The organism is Pseudomonas sp. FW215-R2, from assembly GCF_058789255.1.
Genome location: NZ_JBYTBO010000007.1, coordinates 1 through 20,244, shown reverse-complemented (window position 1 = coordinate 20,244; position 20,244 = coordinate 1). Strand labels below are relative to the sequence as shown.

The window sequence follows — 20,244 nt, the reverse complement described above, 5'->3', positions numbered from 1 at the left end:
TCATTAAATATGGCGGCATTGCGAGACGGGACTTTCCCACAGGAAGAATTTGCGTGCTTCGCCAAATCGCAGGCATAAAAAAACCGCAGTGGGCGAAACCCATGCAGTTCGGTGTTGACTCGTTCGTTGTTCGTTAAGGTGGTAACCCTACCAGCCACACCCCGGCACACAATGTTCCCGCTGTGGCTGCTGCCTTCCGGCTCTGACCAGGTTCACGGGTAATCGTTGCGGGGGGACCGATAGGGTCACCATAACGACGCTCACCTGTCGGCGAGCCGCGCCATTGTACCTATCTGAGACGAAGTTACAACCGCTGGTTGTAGATAAAAAATATGAAGGGCTTCAAGCACTTGCTATTGCGCCTGAAGCACCTCGTCGGCCCGGCCGCCCTCTTGCTGGATCACCAGATGAATGAAGTGCAGCTTGGCGATCGCCGCAGGCGGCAGCACAAAGGGATAGAAATCCGGCTGGCCCATGCTGCGCGACAGTTCGTTGAGCATGCCGGCCAGTTCGATCCACGCGTTGACGAACGACAGGAACGCCGCGCCGCCGGGATGCTCAGGGTCGTACAGCGTGCTCGATGGAAACGGCTGATAATCGAGGTCCATCTCCCGGGCGCTCATGCCGAAACCCAGCGCCGTGTCCACCGCGTCCATCATGTGCAGGTAATGCGCCCACGTTTCCGCCCAGTCTTCCCACGGGTGCATGGTGGCGTAGGCACTGACGTAATGCTGCGACCAGTCCGCCGGTGCGCCCTGTTGATAATGTCGCTCCAGCGCCTCGGCATAACTGGCGCGCTCGTCGCCGAACAGGTTGCGGAACGAACCCAGCCAAGGGCCGTTGTCGATCAGCCGATCCCAGTAGTAATGCCCGACCTCATGGCGAAAATGCCCGAGCAATGTGCGATAGGGTTCGTGCATCTGCGCCCGAACCTGCTCGCGGTGGGCGTCGTCGGCCTCTGCGATATAGAGGGTGATCAGGCCGTTGGCGTGGCCGGTCATCGGCGCGTTGCCTTCCAGATCGACACCGATGAAATCGAACGCCAGGCCGGTGTCTTCGTCGACGGTTTTCGGGATGACCGGCAGGCCGAGGCTGATCAGTTGTGCGACCAGTCGGCGCTTGGCGATTTCCACCTTGCGCCAGCGTTCGGGGTTTTCCGGGACGGACAGATCGGGGATGGTGCGATTCAGATCGCAAGCCGCGCACAGGGTGTCGTGATCGCTGGCGGGCAGCAGCCAGTTACAGGCCGCCGGGGTATCGAGGTTGGCGCAGCGCCGGAACAGGCCGGCTTCGGGATCGGCATCCAGCGTCCAGATGCCTTCAAACGGCCCCGGTTGCAGCGACGTCAGCCGACTGTGTTCCGGTTGATAACCCAGCGCCGCGTTGCAAGCCAGGCACTGACTGTTGCGAAAGAACAACGACTGGCCGCAACGGCACGGCCAGACTTTGCTGTTGCGTGAAGATTCGCCCATGAACGGCGCGACGATGCGGGAACTGAGCTGCTCGAAAAAGCGGTACATGGCGATCTCTCCCTTGGGCTTGCCAAGACTAGATCATTCCCGCGAACAGATCGTTCCCACGCTCCGCGTGGTAACGCATACCGTGACGCTCTGCGTCACAGCGGACGCGGAGCGTCCGGGGCGGCATTCCCACGCGGAGCGTGGGAACGATCATCTGTCGATCAGTTAGGCGCTGATACCGTGTCCTTTCAGGAACGCGATAAACGCCTCTTCATCCATCACCTTCACACCCAGTTCGTTGGCCTTGGTCAGTTTCGACCCGGCGCCCGGCCCGGCAACCACACAATGGGTCTTGGCCGACACCGAACCGGCGACCTTGGCACCGAGGCTTTCCAGGTGTTCCTTGGCGACGTCGCGGCTCATCAGCTCGACCTTGCCGGTCAGCACCCAGGTCTCCCCGGCCAGCGGCAGGCCTTCGACGACTTTCTTCTCGCTCTGCCAGTGCATGCCGAAATCGCGCAGTTGCTTCTCGGCGCTTTCAGCCAGTTGCCGATGTTCAGGCGATTCAAAAAACTCACGCACCGAATTGGCCTGTTTCTCCGGCAATGCCTGGCGCATGTCCAGCCAGTCAGCGTTCATCACCCCTTCCAGCGATTCGAACTTGTCCGCCAGCTTCTGCGCCCCGCCCGGCCCGACCGAAGGAATGTGCAACTTGTCGAGGAAACCGCCCAGCGTTGTACTCGCGGCAAACTCGGCGCCCAGCTCACCCTGATCCTGAATCTGCAAACCGTGACCCAGCAGCTCGGTGATCACCTGCTGGTTGTGCGCATCTTCAAAGAAGCTGTGGATCTCGTGCGCCACTTCCAGGCCGATGTCCGGCAAGTACGTCAGCACTTGCGGCAAGGCTTGCTGGACGCGCTCCAGCGACCCCAGCGAGCGCGCCAGCACCTTGGCCGTCTCCTCGCCGACATCCGGGATACCCAGCGCATAAATGAACCGCGCCAGACCCGGCCTCTTGCTGTCTTCGATGGCGGCCAGCAACTTGTTGCTCGACACCTCGGCAAAGCCTTCCAGATCGACGATGTCATCGAACTTCAGCGCGTAGAGATCGGCCGGCGAACTGACCAGACCTTCGTCCACCAACTGCTCGACGCTCTTGTCGCCGAGGCCTTCGATATCCATGGCGCGTCGCGAAACGAAGTGAATGATCGCCTGCTTCAGTTGCGCACCGCAGGCCAGTCGGCCGACGCAGCGATACACCGCACCTTCGCTGATGGTTTCCTTGCCTTTGCTGCGTTTGACCAGTTGCGTGCGCTCGACGTGGGAGCCGCAGACCGGGCAGCTCTCAGGGATTTGCACGGGGCGCGCATCTTCCGGGCGGCGCTCGATGACCACTTGCACCACTTGCGGAATCACATCACCGGCGCGGCGAATGATCACCGTATCGCCGATCATCAGGCCCAGCCGGGCGACTTCGTCCATGTTGTGCAACGTGGCATTGGCCACGGTGACGCCGGCAACCTTGACCGGTTTCAACCGCGCCACAGGCGTGACCGCACCAGTGCGACCGACCTGGAATTCCACATCGAGCAGCTCGGTGAGTTCTTCCATCGCCGGGAATTTGTGGGCGATGGCCCAGCGCGGCTCACGGGCGCGGAAGCCCAGCTCGCGCTGGTCGGCAATGCTGTTGACCTTGAACACCACGCCGTCGATTTCATAGGCCAGCGAGTTACGGCGCTCACCGATATCGCGGTAGTAATCCAGGCACTCGCCAATGCCTTTGGCCAGTTTCAATTCGTGGCTGATCGGCATGCCCCAGGCTTGCAGTTGCTTGAGGTTGCCGATGTGGGTGTCGGCGATGTCGTTGGACACCTGACCGATGCCATAGCAGCAGAATTCCAGCGGACGGTTGGCGGTGATCTTTGAATCCAGCTGACGCAGGCTACCGGCGGCGGCGTTGCGCGGGTTGGCGAAGGTCTTGCCGCCGACTTCCAGTTGCGAGGCGTTCAGGCGTTCGAAACCGGCCTTGGACATGAACACTTCACCGCGCACTTCCAACGTCGCCGGCCAGCCTTCGCCGTGAAGCTTCAGCGGGATGTTGCGCACGGTGCGCACGTTGACGCTGATGTCTTCGCCGGTGGTGCCGTCGCCGCGCGTGGCGCCGCGTACCAGCACGCCGTCCTGATACAGCAGGCTGACTGCCAGGCCATCGAGTTTCGGCTCGCAGCTGTATTCCACCGCTGCACCACCGCCGAACAGATCGCCGGCCGGCAGGTCCAGACCTTCGGTCACCCGACGGTCAAACTCGCGCATGTCGGTTTCTTCGAAGGCGTTGCCGAGGCTGAGCATCGGCACTTCGTGACGCACCTGGGTGAACGCGGTCAGCGCCACGCTGCCGACGCGCTGGGTCGGCGAGTCGCTGGTGATCAGTTCCGGGTTGGCCGCTTCCAGCGCCTTGAGCTCGTGGAACAACCGGTCGTACTCGGCATCCGGAATACTCGGCTCATCGAGGACGTGGTAACGGTAGTTGTGCTGATCGAGTTCAGCACGCAGCTCTAGAATGCGGGTTTCGGCGGCAGTCATGGGTGTTCTCTCATAAAGCAAAAGAGCAGCCGAGGCTGCTCAATCTATTTGCCGATTGCCTCTTTATCGCGAGGCAACCTTTTCAATCAACGCTTCTGGGTCAGGGCGCGACGTTCGAATTCGACGATGCGCTGACGGTAGTGCTCGATGGTTTGCGCGGTCAGGACGCTGCGCTGGTCATCTTTCAATTCGCCGTTCAGTTCCTGGGACAGCTTGCGTGCTGCCGCGACCATCACGTCGAAGGCCTGCTTCGGATGACGCGGGCCTGGCAGGCCGAGGAAGAAGCTCACCGCCGGGGTGCTGAAATGGTCGATGTCGTCCAGATCGAAGATGCCCGGCTTGACCGCGTTGGCCATGGAGAACAGCACTTCGCCGTTACCGGCCATGCTTTCGTGACGGTGGAAGATATCCATCTCGCCGAAACGCAGACCGCTTTCCAGAATGTTCTGCAACAGTGCCGGGCCTTTGAAGCCGGCCGGGTCGCGGCAGATCACGCTGATGACCAATACTTCTTCGGCTTGCGGCTGATCTTTATCGGCAACTGCCGGCGACGCCTTGGCGACCGGCTCGATGAAATCATCGTCACGGCTGCTGAAGCTCGGGCCGCCGTCCAGGTCCAGATCGAGGTTCAGGTCGCCCTGGGCCGGACCGTTGCTGCCGCGCTTGCCGCGCTTGGAACCGGATTCGCGAGGCTCGCGTGCTTCGCGGGCCGGCATGCTCACCGATGGCAGGTCGTGTTCGTCCAGTTGCGGCTCTTTATGGTTGTCCAGTACGCGGGCCGGGCCCAACAGCTCAGCGCTGGTGTCCTCGTCCGGCAGGTTGGACAGACTTCGGTCAAGACGGAATTTCAGTTTTCCCTTGCCGCCGCGCATACGGCGCCAGCCATCGAAAAGAATACCGGCTATCACAATGATGCCGATGACGATCAGCCACTCGCGCAGACCGATTTCCATGTAATCCCGTGCCTCTATAAAAAATGCTGAAAAATAAGGGGTTTACACTGTGCAAACCGCTTTAAAACGTGGCGCCAACTCTATGTTCTGACAGGCGTTTTGCCCACGTATACGAAAAATTGACATTAAACTAGCACGACCAAAGACAACTTTACACCGTCTGTCTCATTGGCTTGCGCGAATATGTCGATTGGCCAGCAAGTCGGAGCTGGTAAAAAAGTCCTACAACCTTCAAATACCTTTCCGACACTGCGCCGGCTCAGGCATCCACCATCGCCATCGCCTCCTCGACATCCACGGCTACCAGTCGCGAACAACCCGGCTCGTGCATCGTTACACCCATCAACTGCTCGGCCATTTCCATGGCGATCTTGTTGTGGGTGATATAGATGAACTGCACGGTCTGCGACATCTCTTTGACCAATCGTGCGTAGCGTCCAACGTTAGCGTCATCCAGTGGCGCGTCAACCTCATCGAGCATGCAGAACGGCGCCGGGTTCAACTTGAAGATCGCAAAAACCAGTGCCAGTGCGGTCAGGGCTTTTTCGCCGCCGGACAGCAAATGGATGGTGCTGTTCTTCTTCCCGGGCGGCTGCGCCATGATCGTCACCCCTGTATCGAGTAGATCTTCGCCCGTCAGTTCCAAATACGCGCGCCCGCCACCGAAAACTTTCGGGAAAAGCGCCTGTAAACCGCCATTGATCTGATCAAAGGTATCTTTGAAACGGTTACGGGTTTCCTTGTCGATCTTGCGGATGACGTTTTCCAGGGTCTCCAGGGCTTCGACCAGATCGGCGTCCTGTGCATCCAGATAACGTTTACGCTCGGATTGTTGCGTGTATTCGTCGATCGCCGCGAGGTTGATCGCACCCAGACGCTGAATGCGCGCGGCGATGCGTTCAAGTTCCTCTTCGGCCTCTTTCTCGCTGGCCTCGGCGGTCAGGGTATTGAGCACGCCGTGCAGATCGTAGCCGTCTTCCAGCAGTTGATCCTGCAGGGCCTTGCGGCGCACGGTCAGGGCTTGCCATTCCATGCGTTGCTGTTCGAGCTGGCCACGGATCAATTGCGATTGCTGCTCGGCCTGGGTCCGGCGTTTTTCCGCGTCACGCAGTTCGCGGTCGGCGTCTTCCAGGGCGATCTGCGCGGTCTTGAGTTCATCGTCGACGCTCATGCGCTTGTCGAGCAATTCTTCAAGCTTGAGGCGCAGCTCTTCCAGCGGCGCCTCGCCCTCCTCCAGATTCAGACTGAGCTGTTCACGTTTTTCGGTGAGGCGCTCGGCCTGCATTTCCAGACGCTCGAGGGCCTGGCGGGTCGAATCGTGTTGTGCGCGCAGCGAGCCGAGGCGCACGGCCAATTGATGGGCGTGATCCTTGTGCTGACGCGCTTCCTGACGCACCCGGTCGAGACGCTCGCGCAGGCTGTCGCGCTGGGCCAGCAGCAGTTCGCGCTGCTCGGTGTCGAGGGCCATGGCGTCGAGGGCGTCCTGCAACTGGATCCGCGCTTCGCCGATGTTTTCGTGTTCCAGCTCGCGCTGCTCGGCGAGCTCGACCAACTCATCATCAAGACGGGTGCGGCGCAGGGTCAACTGCTCGGCCTTGGCTTTGCCGGCGGACAGTTGAGCTTTCAATTCACCTTGCTGACGGGCTTCGTCTTGCAGCAAACGACGCAAATGTTCGCGGCCGTTTTCCTGCTGACGCTGTTGTGCCCGCAGGGTCTGCAAACGGGTTTCCATGGCCTCGACCGTGGCTTCGCGCTCTTCGCGTTCCGCATGCAACGATTCGATTTCCTGCCCGCGTGCGAGCATGCCGCTTTCGGCTTCGCTGGCGCGGCGTACTCGCAGGAAATGCCGGCCGACCCAATAACCGTCGCGACTGATCAGGCTCTGCCCGGCAGCCAGCTGGCCGCGCAGGGCCAGCGCCTGTTCAAGGCTGTCGACTGGTTTGACTTGAGCGAGCCATGGCGACAAATCAACCTGCGCCTCGACCTTGTCCAGCAGGCTGCCGGCCACGCGCACGCCGTCGTTGCCGGGGCTAAGCAAACGCAGATCGCCCTGAGCGAAACCGGACAGATCGAAACCGTCGAAATCATCCACCAGCACCGCTTGCAGGTCGGCGCCGAGCACGGTTTCCACCGCCAGTTCCCAACCGGCCTCGACCTTCAGGCCTTCGGCCAGACGCGGACGTTCGGCGAGGTTGTGTTCTTTCAGCCATTCGGCGGTGCCGGTGCCCGGATCGAGCGCGGCCTGCTGCAAGGCTTCGAGGGAGGCGAGGCGACCGTTGAGGCGCTGCAAATCGCCCTGCGCCTGTTGTTGCGCCGTCAGCGCCTGCTGCAATTCCTGGCGCAGTTGCTCAAGTTTTTCGACCTGGGCTTCTTCGCTGGTCTGCAAATCTTCAAGGGTGGCTTCGGACTCGGCGAGCTGCTCGCTGAGCTCCATGATCGCCGCGTCCTCAGGGTCTGCCGAGAGCAACGCCCGCTCTTCGCCCAGACGCTTTTGCCGATCGGCCAGGCGCTCCATGCTGGTTTCCAGCTGCTGGATCCGCGACTGCTGCACTTCGGCCTGACGGCGCGGTTCGGCGGCGGTCAGGTTGAAGGTGTCCCACTGCTCCTGCCAGCCGTGCATCACGGTTTCGGAATCTTCCAGCGCAGCGGCGGCTTCGTCAGCAGCGGCGTTGGTGATTTCCTGCTCAGGGGTCAGTTGATCGAGCTCTTCGCCGAGGGTCAGCAGCAAGGTACGGTCGTGGCCCAGGTGCGATTCGGTTTCGAGGCGCGCGCGCTCGGCTTCTTTCAGGTCGTCCTGCAATTGGCGCAAGCGCTGTTGGCCGTGCTGGATGCTCTGTTCGACCCGGGCGATGTCGCCGCCAACCGAATAGAAGCGCCCCTGCACCAGATTGAAGCGCTCGGACAAATCATGGTGACCGTCGCGCAGGCGTTCAATGGCGGCGTCGGCGTTGCGTTGCTCGGCGACCAGCGCTTCAAAGCTGATTTCCTGGTTGCCGATGATCGACTCGCGCTGGCCGACCTGATCGTTCAGATCCTGCCAGCGCAGGGCCGACAGTTGCGCCTTGAGCTGGCGCTCTTCAGCCTTGAATTCCTGATACTTCTTGGCGGCCTCGGCCTGGCGGTGCAAGCGTTCGAGTTGGCGCTCGAGCTCTTCGCGCAGGTCGGTCAGACGGGCAAGGTTTTCGTGGGTGCGGCGGATGCGGTTTTCGGTCTCGCGCCGGCGCTCCTTGTACTTGGAGATGCCGGCGGCTTCTTCGATGAAGTTACGCAGGTCTTCAGGCTTGGACTCGATCAGCTTGGAGATCATCCCCTGCTCGATGATCGAGTAGCTGCGCGGGCCGAGGCCGGTGCCGAGGAAGATGTCGGTGATGTCGCGACGACGGCATTTGGCGCCGTTGAGGTAATAAGTCGTCTGGCTGTCGCGGGTCACTTTGCGGCGGATCGAAATTTCCGCATAAGCAGCCCACTCGCCCAGCAGGGTGCCGTCGGAGTTGTCGAACACCAGCTCGATGCTCGCCTGGCTCACCGGTTTGCGGCTGGTCGAGCCGTTGAAGATGACGTCGGTCATCGACTCGCCACGCAGGTTTTTCGCCGAGCTTTCGCCCATCACCCAGCGCACGGCGTCGATGATGTTCGACTTGCCGCAACCGTTCGGCCCGACGACCGCCGCCATATTGCTGGGGAAGTTCACCGTGGTCGGGTCGACGAAGGATTTGAACCCCGCCAGTTTGATGCACTTGAGCCGCAAGGTCAGGCAACCGTCAGGGCGGACACCACCAGATCGCAGCTGCGCTGGGCGTAAGCCGTCAGCACGATGCGGATCTGCGGCAGGTCACGGGCGAGGACGGCGGCCAGCAAGCGTTCGAACAGTTCGAGGAACTCGCTCATCTCGGCCTTGCGCTGTTCCAGCGCGAGGAAGTACGCACGGCTCATGGCCGGCTGCAGGTTCTCGACGGTTTCCTGCAGGTACGGGTTGTTGGCAAACGGATACGCGGCACGCATCACGTTGAAGCTGTCGTCGACGAAGGTACGGATGTCCTGACGCTCGTAGCTGGCGCTCAGGCGCTGCTGGATCTGCACGAACGGCGCCATGTCGGCCTGGACTTGCCAGCCGTTGGCCACTGCGTTGCCGAGCAGGATGTACAGCTCGCTCATCAACGTGCACAGGCTCTGCACCTTGTGCGCCGTAAGCTCGGTGACGTGGGCGCCGCGACGCGGCAGGATCGCGATCAGGTGACGGCGCTCGAGGATCAGCAAGGCTTCGCGGACCGAGCCGCGGCTGACGTTCAGCGCCAACGTGACCTTCTGTTCCTGGATACGCTCTCCCGGCTTCATTTCGCCGCGAATGATCCGTTCGGCGAGGTGGTGAGCGATTTGCTCGGCGAGGCTGTCCGGCGCCTTGAACGTCATGGTTGTCCTTCAAACTCTTCGATCTGCACAAGCGGCGCAGTGTAGCGCAATGCGCGTTCATGGCGGAGTGCCCGCACAGCGGTTTTTGGCACGAATCCCGCAAAAAAGCGCTTGATCCAATGAGGGTCAATACTGAATAGACACGTTGTCGAGCGACAAAATGGTTTTTCCTGACCTTTAAGTCAGAAAACCATTGACCGAAAAGTCAGACCTGCTAAATTCGGCTCAAGTCGCTTAACAACAATAATGAGTCTGCGAGGCCTTCCGTGATCCAGTTTTTACTCAACCAGGAACTCCGTAGCGAGCACGCCCTGGACCCGAACCTGACTGTGCTCAACTACCTGCGTGAACACGTGGGCAAATCCGGCACCAAAGAAGGCTGCGCCAGCGGTGACTGCGGCGCCTGTACGGTGGTGGTCGGCGAGTTGCAGACGGATGACGATGGCCGCGAACACATTCGCTATCGCAGCCTCAACTCGTGCCTGACATTCGTTTCGTCGCTGCACGGCAAACAATTGATCAGCGTCGAAGACCTCAAGCACAAGGGCGAACTGCACAGCGTGCAGAAAGCCATGGTCGAGTGCCACGGTTCGCAGTGCGGTTTCTGCACCCCCGGCTTCGTGATGTCGCTGTTCGCCCTGCAAAAGAACAGCGATGCACCGGACCATGCCAAGGCCCACGAAGCGCTGGCCGGCAACCTTTGCCGCTGCACCGGTTACCGCCCGATCCTGGCTGCCGCCGAGCAATCCTGCTGCGGCAAGCAACCGGACCAGTTCGACGCCCGGGAAGCGGAAACCATCACTCGCCTCAAAGCCATTGCCCCGACATCGATCGGCGAACTCAACAGCGGCGACAAACGCTGCCTGGTGCCGCTGACCGTGGCCGATCTGGCCGATCTCTACGACGCGTATCCACAAGCCCGGCTGCTGGCCGGCGGCACCGATCTGGCGCTGGAAGTCACGCAGTTCCATCGCACCCTGCCGGTGATGATCTACGTCGGCAACGTCGCTGAAATGAAGCGCATCGAAACCTTCGAAGACCGCATCGAAATCGGCGCCGCCACTGCCCTCTCCGATTGCTACGAAGCGTTGAACGCCGAGTACCCGGACTTCGGCGAACTGCTGCACCGTTTCGCCTCTTTGCAGATCCGCAACCAGGGCACCCTCGGCGGCAACATCGGCAACGCCTCGCCGATTGGTGACTCGCCACCGCTGCTGATCGCCCTCGGCGCGCAGATCGTGCTGTGCAAGGGCGAGACTCGGCGCACGCTGAACCTGGAAGATTACTTCATCGATTACCGGGTCACCGCGCGTCAGGAAAGCGAGTTCATCGAAAAAATCATCGTCCCTCGCGCCACGGCCGAGCAGCGTTTCCGCGCCTACAAAGTCTCCAAGCGTCTGGACGATGACATTTCTGCCGTCTGCGCCGCCTTCAACCTGCGTGTCGAAAACGGTGTGATCACCGACGCCCGCGTCGCCTTCGGCGGTATGGCCGCCATCCCGAAACGCGCCGCACATTGCGAAGCCGTGCTGCTCGGTCAGCCGTTCAACAACGCTGTGGTCGAGCGTGCCTGCACCGCGCTGGGCGAGGATTTCACCCCGCTCTCGGACTTCCGCGCCAGCAAGGAATACCGCCTGCTCAGCGCGCAGAACCTGCTGCGCAAATACTTCATCGAACTGCAAACACCGCACATCGAGACTCGGGTGACCGCTTATGTCTAACCATCACGGCGTAGAGAAAACGCAAGCTGAACTGGCTGAACTGTTCGCCAAAGACCTGACTACCGGTGTTGGCCGCAGCGTCAAGCACGACAGCGCCGCCAAGCATGTGTCCGGTGAAGCGCAGTACATCGATGACCGGCTCGAGTTCCCGAACCAGTTGCACGTTTACGCGCGGTTGTCGGATCGCGCCCACGCGAAAATCATCAGCATCGACACCAAACCCTGCTACGCCTTCGAAGGCGTGCGCATCGCCATCACCCACGAAGACGTACCGGGCCTGAAAGACATCGGCCCGCTGCTGCCGGGCGATCCGCTGCTGGCCATCGATGACGTGCAGTTCGTCGGTCAACCGGTGCTGGCCGTGGCCGCCAAGGATCTGGAAACCGCACGCAAGGCCGCGATGGCCGCGATCATCGAATACGAAGATCTGGAGCCGGTGCTGGACGTGGTCGAAGCCCTGCGCAAACGCCACTTCGTGCTCGACAGCCACACCCATCAACGTGGCGATTCGGCCAGCGCTTTGGCTACCGCTGAACATCGCATCCAAGGCACGCTGCACATTGGTGGCCAGGAACACTTCTATCTGGAGACCCAGATCTCCTCGGTAATGCCGACCGAAGACGGCGGCATGATCGTCTACTGCTCGACGCAGAACCCCACCGAAGTGCAGAAACTGGTGGCCGAAGTCCTCGACGTCTCCATGAACAAAATCGTCGTCGACATGCGCCGCATGGGCGGTGGTTTCGGCGGTAAGGAAACCCAGGCCGCGAGTCCGGCCTGCCTGTGTGCGGTGATCGCTCACCTCACCGGCCAGCCGACCAAGATGCGCCTGCCGCGCGTCGAAGACATGCTGATGACCGGCAAGCGCCACCCGTTCTACGTCGAGTACGACGTCGGCTTCGACAGCACCGGACGCCTGCACGGGATTGCGATGGATCTGGCCGGCAACTGCGGCTGCTCGCCTGACTTGTCGGCCTCGATCGTTGACCGTGCAATGTTCCACTCGGACAACTCGTACTACCTCGGTGATGCGACCATCAACGGTCACCGCTGCAAGACCAACACCGCGTCGAACACCGCGTACCGTGGTTTCGGCGGCCCGCAAGGGATGGTCGCGATCGAAGAAGTGATGGACGCCATCGCCCGTCACCTGAACCTCGATCCGCTGGCCGTGCGCAAGGCCAACTACTACGGCAAGACCGAACGCAACGTCACCCATTACTACCAGACCGTCGAGCACAACATGCTCGAGGAAATGACCGCCGAGCTGGAAGAAAGCAGCCAGTACGCCGAGCGCCGCGAAGCGATCCGTCGCTACAACGCCAACAGCCCGATCCTGAAGAAAGGCCTGGCGCTGACCCCGGTGAAATTCGGCATTTCCTTCACCGCCAGTTTCCTCAACCAGGCAGGTGCCCTGGTGCACGTCTACACCGACGGCAGCATCCACCTGAACCACGGCGGCACGGAAATGGGCCAGGGTCTGAACACCAAAGTCGCGCAGGTCGTGGCCGAAGTGTTCCAGGTGGAAATGGACCGCGTGCAGATCACCGCGACCAACACCGACAAGGTGCCGAACACCTCGCCGACGGCGGCGTCCAGCGGCGCCGACCTCAATGGTAAAGCCGCACAGAATGCGGCAGAAATCATCAAGCAGCGCCTGGTCGAATTCGCCGCGCGGCACTACAAAGTCAGCGAAGAAGACGTGGAATTCCACAACGGCCACGTGCGCGTTCGTGACCACATCCTGACCTTCGAAGCGCTGATCCAGCTGGCGTATTTCAATCAGGTGTCGCTGTCGAGCACCGGGTTCTACAAGACCCCGAAAATCTACTACGACCGCAGCCAGGCCCGTGGCCGGCCGTTCTACTACTTCGCCTTCGGCGCGGCGTGCTGCGAAGTGATCGTCGACACCCTGACCGGCGAGTACAAGATGCTGCGTACCGACATCCTCCACGACGTCGGCGCCTCGCTGAACCCGGCCATCGACATCGGTCAGGTCGAGGGCGGTTTCGTCCAGGGCATGGGCTGGCTGACCATGGAAGAGCTGGTGTGGAACAACAAAGGCAAGCTGATGACCAACGGCCCGGCCAGCTACAAGATCCCGGCCGTGGCGGACATGCCGCTGGACCTGCGGGTGAAGCTGGTGGAAAACCGCAAGAACCCGGAAGACACGGTGTTCCATTCCAAGGCTGTGGGTGAGCCGCCGTTCATGCTCGGCATCGCCGCGTGGTGTGCGATCAAGGATGCGGTGGCCAGCCTCGGCGACTACAAGCATCAGCCGAAGATCGACGCGCCGGCGACACCGGAGCGGGTGTTGTGGGGCTGCGAGCAGATGCGTCAGCTCAAAGCGGTGAAAGCCGTCGAGACTGAAACCGAGTTGGCTCCACTGTAAGGACCGAGGCGCGGCCATCGCTGGCTTGCCAGCGATGAGGCCCGAACAGACAACGACAAATGTCGAGGTGAACATGTACAACTGGATCGACGCCCTCGCCGACCTGCAGAACCAGGGCGAACCCTGCGTTCTGGTGACGATCATCGAAGAGCTCGGCTCGACGCCGCGCAATGCCGGCTCGAAGATGGTCGTCAGCGCCCGCCAGACGTTCGACACCATCGGTGGCGGGCACTTGGAATACAAAGCCATGCAGATCGCCCGCGAGATGCTCGCCAGCGGCAAGCAGGACACCCATCTGGAGCGCTTCAGCCTCGGCGCCAGCCTTGGCCAGTGCTGCGGCGGCGCCACGGTGCTGTTGTTCGAACCGATGGGCCAGGTGCAGGCGCAGATTGCCGTGTTCGGCGCCGGTCATGTGGGCCGCGCACTGGTACCCTTGCTCGCCAGCCTGCCCTGCCGGGTGCGCTGGATCGATTCCCGGGAAGAAGAATTTCCCGAGCAGATTCCTCACGGCGTGCGCAAAATCGTCGCCGAGGAGCCTGTGGATGAAATCGACGACCTGCCCGCCGGCAGCTATTGCATCGTCATGACCCACAATCATCAGCTGGACCTGGAACTCACTGCCGCGATCCTCAAGCGCAACGACTTCACCTGGTTCGGCCTGATCGGCTCGAAGACCAAACGCGCCAAGTTCGAACACCGCTTGCGTGACCGTGGTTTCGACGCCAGTGTCGTGCAACGCATGCGCTGCCCGATGGGCATCGGCGAAGTCAAAGGCAAGTTGCCTGTGGAAATCGCCATCTCCATCGCCGGCGAAATCATCGCCACCTATAACGCCAATTTCGGCCAGCACACCGCCAGCGCCGAACCGATTGCCAAACTGCTGCCGGTTTCCCGCCGCAGTCAGGCCGCCACACTCAAAGCCTCAAACTGATTAGAGAACCCTCATGCCTCTGACTCGCAAAGCCTACCGCGCCGCCATCCTGCACAGCATCGCCGACCCTGCCGAGGTCGGCATCGAAGCCTCCTACGAGTATTTCGAGGACGGCCTGCTGGTGGTCGATGACGGCAAGATCAGCGCCCTCGGCCACGCCAGCGAACTGCTGCCGACCCTGCCGGCGGACATCGAGATCACGCATCACAAGGATGCGCTGATCACCCCGGGCTTCATCGACACCCACATCCACCTGCCGCAGACCGGCATGGTCGGCGCCTACGGCGAGCAACTGCTGGACTGGCTGAACACCTACACCTTCCCGTGCGAAAGCCAGTTCGCCGACAAGGCCCACGCCGATGAAGTAGCGGACATCTTCATCAAGGAACTGCTGCGCAATGGCACCACCACCGCGCTGGTGTTCGGCAGCGTGCACCCACAATCGGTGAACTCGTTCTTCGAAGCCGCCGAGAAGCTGGACCTGCGGATGATCGCCGGTAAGGTGATGATGGACCGCAACGCGCCGGACTACCTGACCGACACCCCGGAATCGAGCTACGTCGACAGCAAGGCGCTGATCGAGCGCTGGCACGGCAAGGGTCGTCTGCACTACGCCGTGACCCCGCGCTTCGCCCCGACCAGCACCCCGGAACAGCTGACCCTTGCCGGCCAGTTGCTCGGTGAATACCCGGATCTGTACATGCAGACCCACATCAGCGAAAACCTCAAGGAAATCGAGTGGGTCAAGGCGCTGTTCCCGGAGCGCAAGGGCTATCTGGACGTTTACGACCACTATCAATTGCTCGGCGAGCGCTCGGTGTTTGCCCACGGCGTTCACCTGTGCGACGACGAATGCGCGCGCCTGGCAGAAACCGGTTCGGCGGTCGCGTTCTGCCCGACGTCGAACTTCTTCCTCGGCAGCGGCCTGTTCAACCTGCCGATGGCCGAGAAGCACAAATTGAATGTCGGCCTCGGCACTGACGTCGGCGGCGGCACCAGTTTCTCGCTGCTGCAAACCCTGAACGAAGCCTACAAAGTGATGCAGCTGCAAGGTGCGCGCCTGAGCCCGTTCAAGTCGCTGTACCTCGCCACCCTCGGCGGTGCGCGGGCGCTGCGTCTGGAAGACAAGATCGGCAACCTGCAACCGGGCTCCGACGCCGACTTCCTGGTACTGGACTACAACGCCACGCCGCTGCTGAGCTACCGCCTGAAGCAGGCCAACAACATTGCCGAGACGTTGTTTGTACTGATGACGCTGGGCGATGACCGTACCGTGGCCCAGACCTATGCGGCGGGTGCGCTGGTGCACCAACGCTAACTGATCGCTTGATCGTTCCCACGCTCTGCGTGGGAACGATCGGGAAGGCAAAAAAAATCCCCCGGTACTTTGCAGTCCGGGGGATTTTTATTGCCTGTCGATTCGCTTTAGAGCTTGGCCGCCGGACGCCCCGGCTTCTTGGTCTGCAACAGGTGCGAGAACACCGCATGCAGATCGTCCGAAGCGCTTTCCTCGTCGAGGTTGAGCTTGCTGTCGATGTGATCCATGTGATGCATCATCAGGTCCACCGCCAGCTCGCCGTTACGCGCTTCGATGGCGTCGATCAACTGTGTGTGCTCGTCGTAGGAACAGTGCGAACGGTTGCCGCTTTCATATTGGGCAATGATCAGCGACGTCTGCGAAACCAGACTGCGCTGGAAGCTGATCAGCGGAGCGTTCTTCGCCGCTTCGGCCAGTTTCAGGTGGAATTCGCCCGAGAGACGGATGCCGGCGCCGCGATCGCCACGGGAGAAGCTGTCACGTTCGTCGTTGACCATCTGACGCAATTCGGCGATCTGCTCGGCGGTTGCGTGCTGCACCGCCAGTTCGGTGATCGCGCGCTCCACCAGACGGCGAGCGAGGAACACCTGACGCGCCTCTTCAACGCTCGGGCTCGCCACCACCGCGCCACGGTTCGGCCGCAACAGCACCACGCCTTCATGGGCCAGACGCGAAAGTGCGCGGCGAATGATGGTGCGGCTGACCCCGAAAATTTCCCCCAGCGCTTCTTCGCTCAACTTTGTACCGGGCGCCAGGCGCTGTTCGAGGATGGCCTCGAAGATATGCGCATAGACAATATCGTCCTGGGTTCCGCTGCGGCCGGCTTTGCCTGCTCGCGGTTGTTTCTTGAGGGGTTGCAACTGTTCGTTCATGGGCACTCGAGTCGGGAAGAACTGCGGCGAATTGACCGTGACTGTAATACGGCACAGTGGGTCGCTGGCAAGTATCGCGTAAAAAACAGCGCGATTGTACACAATGGAAGGTGGCAACACGACTGTACGGCTGTTTGTGACTTCCGCTGTATAGCAACGCATCGTTACGTTTGAGTTTAGGCTTAAACCCGAAATCCGTGGCTTGAACAAGGAACGCCGCTGTCATGAACGAAATCACCCACACCCGACTGCGCCCCTTTGCGGACACATCGCCCTCCGCCATCGTCGCCGGATTCATCGCGATGATGACTGGCTACACCAGTTCGCTGGTGCTGATGTTCCAGGCCGGGCAGGCGGCGGGCCTGAGCAGCGGGCAGATTTCCTCGTGGATCTGGGCGATCTCCATCGGCATGGCGGTGTGTTCGATCGGCCTTTCGCTGCGTTACCGCACGCCGATCACCATTGCCTGGTCGACGCCCGGCGCAGCCCTGTTGATCACCAGCCTCGGCGGCGTCACCTACGGAGAAGCCATCGGCGCCTACATTACCTGCGCGTTGCTGGTGACGATCTGCGGCCTGACCGGCAGCTTCGAACGGCTGGTGAAAAAGATCCCGGCCTCCCTCGCCGCCGCGTTGCTGGCGGGGATCCTGTTCAAGATCGGCAGCGAAATCTTCGTCGCCGCGCAGCACCGCACCGGGCTGGTACTGGGGATGTTCTTCACTTATCTGCTGGTCAAACGCCTGACGCCGCGTTATGCGGTGCTTGCCGCGTTGCTGATCGGCACCGCGCTGTCGGGCTTCATGGGGCTGCTGGACTTCAGCGGCTTTCATCTGGAAGTGGCGACGCCGGTCTGGACTTCGCCGCACTTTTCCCTCGCCGCGACCATCAGCATCGGCATTCCGCTGTTCGTGGTGGCGATGACCTCGCAGAACATGCCCGGCGTCGCTGTCCTTCGGGCCGACGGCTACAACGTACCGGCCTCGCCGTTGATCACCACCACCGGCATCGCGTCGTTGCTGCTGGCGCCGTTCGGTTCCCACGGCATCAACCTGGCAGCGATCAGCGCGGCGATCTGCACCGGGCCCCATGCCCACGAAGATCGCAACAAACGCTACACCGCAGCGGTGTGGTGCGGGATTTTCTACGGGATTGCCGGGGTGTTCGGCGCCACGCTGGCGGCGCTTTTTGCCGCGCTGCCCAAGGAACTGGTGCTGTCGATTGCCGCGCTGGCGCTGTTCGGTTCGATCATCAATGGCTTGAGCATCGCCATGACCGAGGTGAAGGAACGGGAAGCGGCGCTGATCACCTTCATGGTCACGGCGTCGGGGCTGACGCTGTTTTCCATCGGTTCGGCCTTCTGGGGGATTGTCGCGGGGGTATTGACCTTGCTGATCCTCAACTGGCGCAAGGCATGATTCGTTAAAAAGCAGGCATAAAAAAACGGCGACCCTCGGGTCGCCGTTTTTTTCAGTATCACTTGGCCGCGTTGATCGGCTTCTCCGGATACCAAACGTCCAGCAGCGGGCTGATTTCAGTGGTGGTCAGCTCGGAGCGGGTTTTCAGCCAGGCTTCGACAGCAGCGCGCTGCTCTTCGGAGACCGAGCCACGCTTCTGCAGGCAAACCAGACCGAAGTCGTCGCCGCCGACATAGCCCAGACCGTTGGCTTCCATGGCTTCTTTGATGAATGCTTCGAGGAAAGCGTCAATGGCTTCTTCGGACAGGTCTTCTTTGAAGCCCAGGTTCAGTTCGAAACCCAGCTCTTGAAATTCATCGACGCACAGTTTTTTGCGCAGACGCTGGGAACGGTTAGTCGCCATTGGAACAATCCTCTTAAGTAATAACGGCCGGCACTTTACCAGTTTAAGGCGGCGATTGCCCGCCTATCCGGGACGAGCGTGCGACCGCCCGTAAAAAAATAACGAATTGGCACCCTTGCGAAAGGCACAAGCTGTTACACCTTGGGGCATAATGCCGACACTTTCATGACCACTGAGGACCTTTTCATCCATGTCCTCGTCTTTTTCCCCTCGGCTGTAGGGTTTTATTTCATATGATCAAATCGTTGCGTCCTCTGCTCCTGGCCGGCCTTCTTCTGCCCCTGGCCTTACCTGTTTCCGCTGCCACCATCAACACCGCCCTGACACCCAACGTCGAAAAAGCCCTCAAGGCCAGCAAGCTGCAACCCAGCGCCCTGTCGCTGGTGATGGTGCCGCTGGATGGCCCGGGCACGCCGACCGTGTACAACGCCGACGTGTCGGTCAACCCGGCCTCGACCATGAAACTGGTCACCACCTACGCGGCGCTGGAAATGCTCGGCCCCAACCATCAGTGGAAAACCGAGTTCTACACCGACGGCGACCTGAACAGCGGCATTCTCAACGGCAACCTCTACCTCAAGGGTGGCGGCGATCCGAAGCTGAACATGGAAAAACTCTGGCTGCTGATGCGCGACCTGCGCGCCAACGGCGTGACCCAGATCACCGGCGACCTGGTATTGGACCGCAGCTTCTTCGTGCAGCCGCAACTGCCGGAATTCAACGATGACGGCAACGATGAGAACAAGCCGTTCCTGGTCAAGCCGGACTCGCTGCTGGTCAACCTCAAGGCCCTGCGTTTCGTGGCCCGCAATGACAATGGCCGGGTATTGATTTCGGTCGAACCGCCGATTGCCAGCATCAACATCGAAAACACCGTCAAAGCGCTCAACTCCAAACAGTGCACCGGCGGCGTGCGCTACAACCCGGTGCCGCAGGCCGATGGCAGCGTCACCGTGACCGTTGCCGGCCAGTTGGGCGAAGGCTGCAGCTCGCAGACGTATCTGTCGCTGCTCGACCACGCGACCTACACCGCCGGCGCCGTGCGGGCGATCTGGAAGGAACTGGGCGGCAGCATCCAGGGCAAGGATCGTCTGGCCCCGACCCCGAGCAACGCCAAAGTGCTGGCCCGTGCGTTCTCGCCGGACCTGGCGGAAATCATCCGCGACATCAACAAATACAGTAACAACACCATGGCTCAGCAGCTGTTCCTGAGCCTGGGCCAGAAATTCCGCAACGACGCCGACGGCGATGACGCCAAGGCGGCGCAGCGCGTGGTACGTCAGTGGCTGGCGAAGAAAGGCATCACCGCGCCGCACCTGGTGATGGAGAACGGCTCCGGCCTGTCACGAGCCGAGCGCGTCAGCGCCCGGGAAATGGCCGCCATGCTGCAAGCCGCGTGGCATAGCCCGTACGCCGCCGAGTACATCAGCTCGCTGCCGATTGCAGGCACCGACGGCACCATGCGCAAACGCCTGAAGACCACCGCGATGCGCGGTGAAGCCCACGTCAAGACCGGCACCCTGAACACCGTGCGCGCCATCGCCGGTTTCAGCCGCGACGTCAACGGCAACACCTGGGCGGTGGTGGCGATCCTCAACGACAAGGCACCGTTCGGTGCATCGTCGGTGCTGGATCAGGTGCTGCTGGATCTCTACAAACAGCCGCGAGCGCCGCAGACGGCTTCCGTTCTGTAAGCCGCCCTGGCAAGATCGTTCCCACGCAGTGCGTGGGAACGATCACATGGCAAACAGGATCAGTTCATCTGCCGCTCGACCCGATCCCGCCC

13 protein-coding genes and 1 other RNA gene are annotated in these 20,244 nt (G+C 61.3%); 6 read left to right on the top strand and 8 right to left on the bottom strand.

Going from position 1 to position 20,244, the window contains the following annotated elements:
• Positions 1–145: 145 nt before the first annotated feature.
• The 6 genes from ffs to AC3WRD_RS11715 form a co-directional block, all read right to left on the bottom strand.
• Positions 146–242, bottom strand: an RNA gene (gene ffs / locus AC3WRD_RS11740) — signal recognition particle sRNA small type.
• 111 nt (positions 243–353) lie between these two features.
• Positions 354–1,520, bottom strand: a complete 1,167-nt coding sequence (locus AC3WRD_RS11735; protein WP_102622569.1) for a zinc-binding metallopeptidase family protein — start codon at positions 1,518–1,520, stop codon at positions 354–356.
• Positions 1,521–1,685: 165 nt separating this feature from the next.
• Complete coding sequence (gene ligA / locus AC3WRD_RS11730) at positions 1,686–4,043, bottom strand: NAD-dependent DNA ligase LigA (RefSeq protein ID WP_102622570.1); 2,358 nt, start codon at positions 4,041–4,043, stop codon at positions 1,686–1,688.
• Positions 4,044–4,129: 86 nt separating this feature from the next.
• Positions 4,130–4,996, bottom strand: coding sequence for a cell division protein ZipA (gene zipA, locus AC3WRD_RS11725; RefSeq protein ID WP_102622571.1), 867 nt, complete (start codon positions 4,994–4,996; stop codon positions 4,130–4,132).
• A gap of 259 nt (positions 4,997–5,255) precedes the next feature.
• The gene (gene smc / locus AC3WRD_RS11720; RefSeq protein ID WP_102622572.1) at positions 5,256–8,744 is read right to left on the bottom strand and encodes a chromosome segregation protein SMC; all 3,489 of its coding nucleotides are present in this window, start codon (positions 8,742–8,744) and stop codon (positions 5,256–5,258) included.
• A 2-nt stretch (positions 8,745–8,746) separates the two neighbouring features.
• Positions 8,747–9,406, bottom strand: coding sequence for a GntR family transcriptional regulator (locus AC3WRD_RS11715; protein ID WP_096822502.1), 660 nt, complete (start codon positions 9,404–9,406; stop codon positions 8,747–8,749).
• Positions 9,407–9,672: 266 nt separating this feature from the next.
• Between AC3WRD_RS11715 and xdhA the strand changes: the two genes are divergently transcribed.
• The 4 genes from xdhA (at position 9,673) to guaD (ending at position 15,768) form a co-directional block, all read left to right on the top strand.
• Positions 9,673–11,127 (top strand): xanthine dehydrogenase small subunit, encoded by a 1,455-nt coding sequence (gene xdhA / locus AC3WRD_RS11710; RefSeq protein WP_096822503.1) that lies wholly within the window; start codon positions 9,673–9,675, stop codon positions 11,125–11,127.
• On the top strand, positions 11,120–13,519 hold the full coding sequence (gene xdhB, locus AC3WRD_RS11705; protein WP_102622573.1) for a xanthine dehydrogenase molybdopterin binding subunit: 2,400 nt from the start codon (positions 11,120–11,122) through the stop codon (positions 13,517–13,519). Before xdhA ends, xdhB begins: the two co-directional genes overlap by 8 nt.
• A 73-nt stretch (positions 13,520–13,592) precedes the next feature.
• A complete protein-coding gene (gene xdhC / locus AC3WRD_RS11700; protein WP_007952025.1) occupies positions 13,593–14,450 on the top strand; it encodes a xanthine dehydrogenase accessory protein XdhC in 858 nt (285 codons plus the stop codon).
• Positions 14,451–14,463: 13 nt separating this feature from the next.
• Entirely contained in the window at positions 14,464–15,768 is a 1,305-nt protein-coding gene (guaD, locus tag AC3WRD_RS11695) for a guanine deaminase (protein ID WP_096822506.1), read from the top strand.
• A gap of 107 nt (positions 15,769–15,875) precedes the next feature.
• On the opposite strand, the gene AC3WRD_RS11690 is transcribed toward guaD, so the two are convergent.
• Positions 15,876–16,640, bottom strand: coding sequence for a GntR family transcriptional regulator (locus AC3WRD_RS11690; protein WP_064378756.1), 765 nt, complete (start codon positions 16,638–16,640; stop codon positions 15,876–15,878).
• A gap of 224 nt (positions 16,641–16,864) precedes the next feature.
• On the opposite strand from AC3WRD_RS11690, the gene AC3WRD_RS11685 reads away from it, so the two are divergent.
• Positions 16,865–18,055: a benzoate/H(+) symporter BenE family transporter gene (locus AC3WRD_RS11685; protein WP_102622574.1), complete on the top strand. Its 1,191-nt coding sequence runs from the start codon at positions 16,865–16,867 to the stop codon at positions 18,053–18,055.
• 58 nt (positions 18,056–18,113) lie between these two features.
• Here the strand turns inward: AC3WRD_RS11685 and AC3WRD_RS11680 are convergent, their stop codons facing one another.
• The gene (locus AC3WRD_RS11680) at positions 18,114–18,458 is read right to left on the bottom strand and encodes a YggL family protein (RefSeq protein WP_011333263.1); all 345 of its coding nucleotides are present in this window, start codon (positions 18,456–18,458) and stop codon (positions 18,114–18,116) included.
• Positions 18,459–18,691: 233 nt separating this feature from the next.
• Here AC3WRD_RS11680 and dacB point away from each other — a divergent pair, with 233 nt between their 5' ends.
• On the top strand, positions 18,692–20,152 hold the full coding sequence (dacB, locus tag AC3WRD_RS11675; protein WP_102622575.1) for a D-alanyl-D-alanine carboxypeptidase/D-alanyl-D-alanine endopeptidase: 1,461 nt from the start codon (positions 18,692–18,694) through the stop codon (positions 20,150–20,152).
• The last annotated feature ends 92 nt before the right edge of the window (positions 20,153–20,244 follow it).

What these genes read in the sequence shown, in the direction of transcription:
- xdhC (WP_007952025.1), top strand. Translation starts at nt 13,593, where the DNA reads ATGTACAACTGGATCGACGCCCTCGCCGACCTGCAGAACCAGGGCGAA.
- xdhB (WP_102622573.1), top strand. Translation starts at nt 11,120, where the DNA reads ATGTCTAACCATCACGGCGTAGAGAAAACGCAAGCTGAACTGGCTGAA.
- ligA (WP_102622570.1), bottom strand. Translation starts at nt 4,043, where the DNA reads ATGACTGCCGCCGAAACCCGCATTCTAGAGCTGCGTGCTGAACTCGAT.
- AC3WRD_RS11735 (WP_102622569.1), bottom strand. Translation starts at nt 1,520, where the DNA reads ATGTACCGCTTTTTCGAGCAGCTCAGTTCCCGCATCGTCGCGCCGTTC.
- AC3WRD_RS11715 (WP_096822502.1), bottom strand. Translation starts at nt 9,406, where the DNA reads ATGACGTTCAAGGCGCCGGACAGCCTCGCCGAGCAAATCGCTCACCAC.
- guaD (WP_096822506.1), top strand. Translation starts at nt 14,464, where the DNA reads ATGCCTCTGACTCGCAAAGCCTACCGCGCCGCCATCCTGCACAGCATC.
- AC3WRD_RS11690 (WP_064378756.1), bottom strand. Translation starts at nt 16,640, where the DNA reads ATGAACGAACAGTTGCAACCCCTCAAGAAACAACCGCGAGCAGGCAAA.
- AC3WRD_RS11685 (WP_102622574.1), top strand. Translation starts at nt 16,865, where the DNA reads ATGAACGAAATCACCCACACCCGACTGCGCCCCTTTGCGGACACATCG.
- zipA (WP_102622571.1), bottom strand. Translation starts at nt 4,996, where the DNA reads ATGGAAATCGGTCTGCGCGAGTGGCTGATCGTCATCGGCATCATTGTG.
- AC3WRD_RS11680 (WP_011333263.1), bottom strand. Translation starts at nt 18,458, where the DNA reads ATGGCGACTAACCGTTCCCAGCGTCTGCGCAAAAAACTGTGCGTCGAT.
- dacB (WP_102622575.1), top strand. Translation starts at nt 18,692, where the DNA reads ATGATCAAATCGTTGCGTCCTCTGCTCCTGGCCGGCCTTCTTCTGCCC.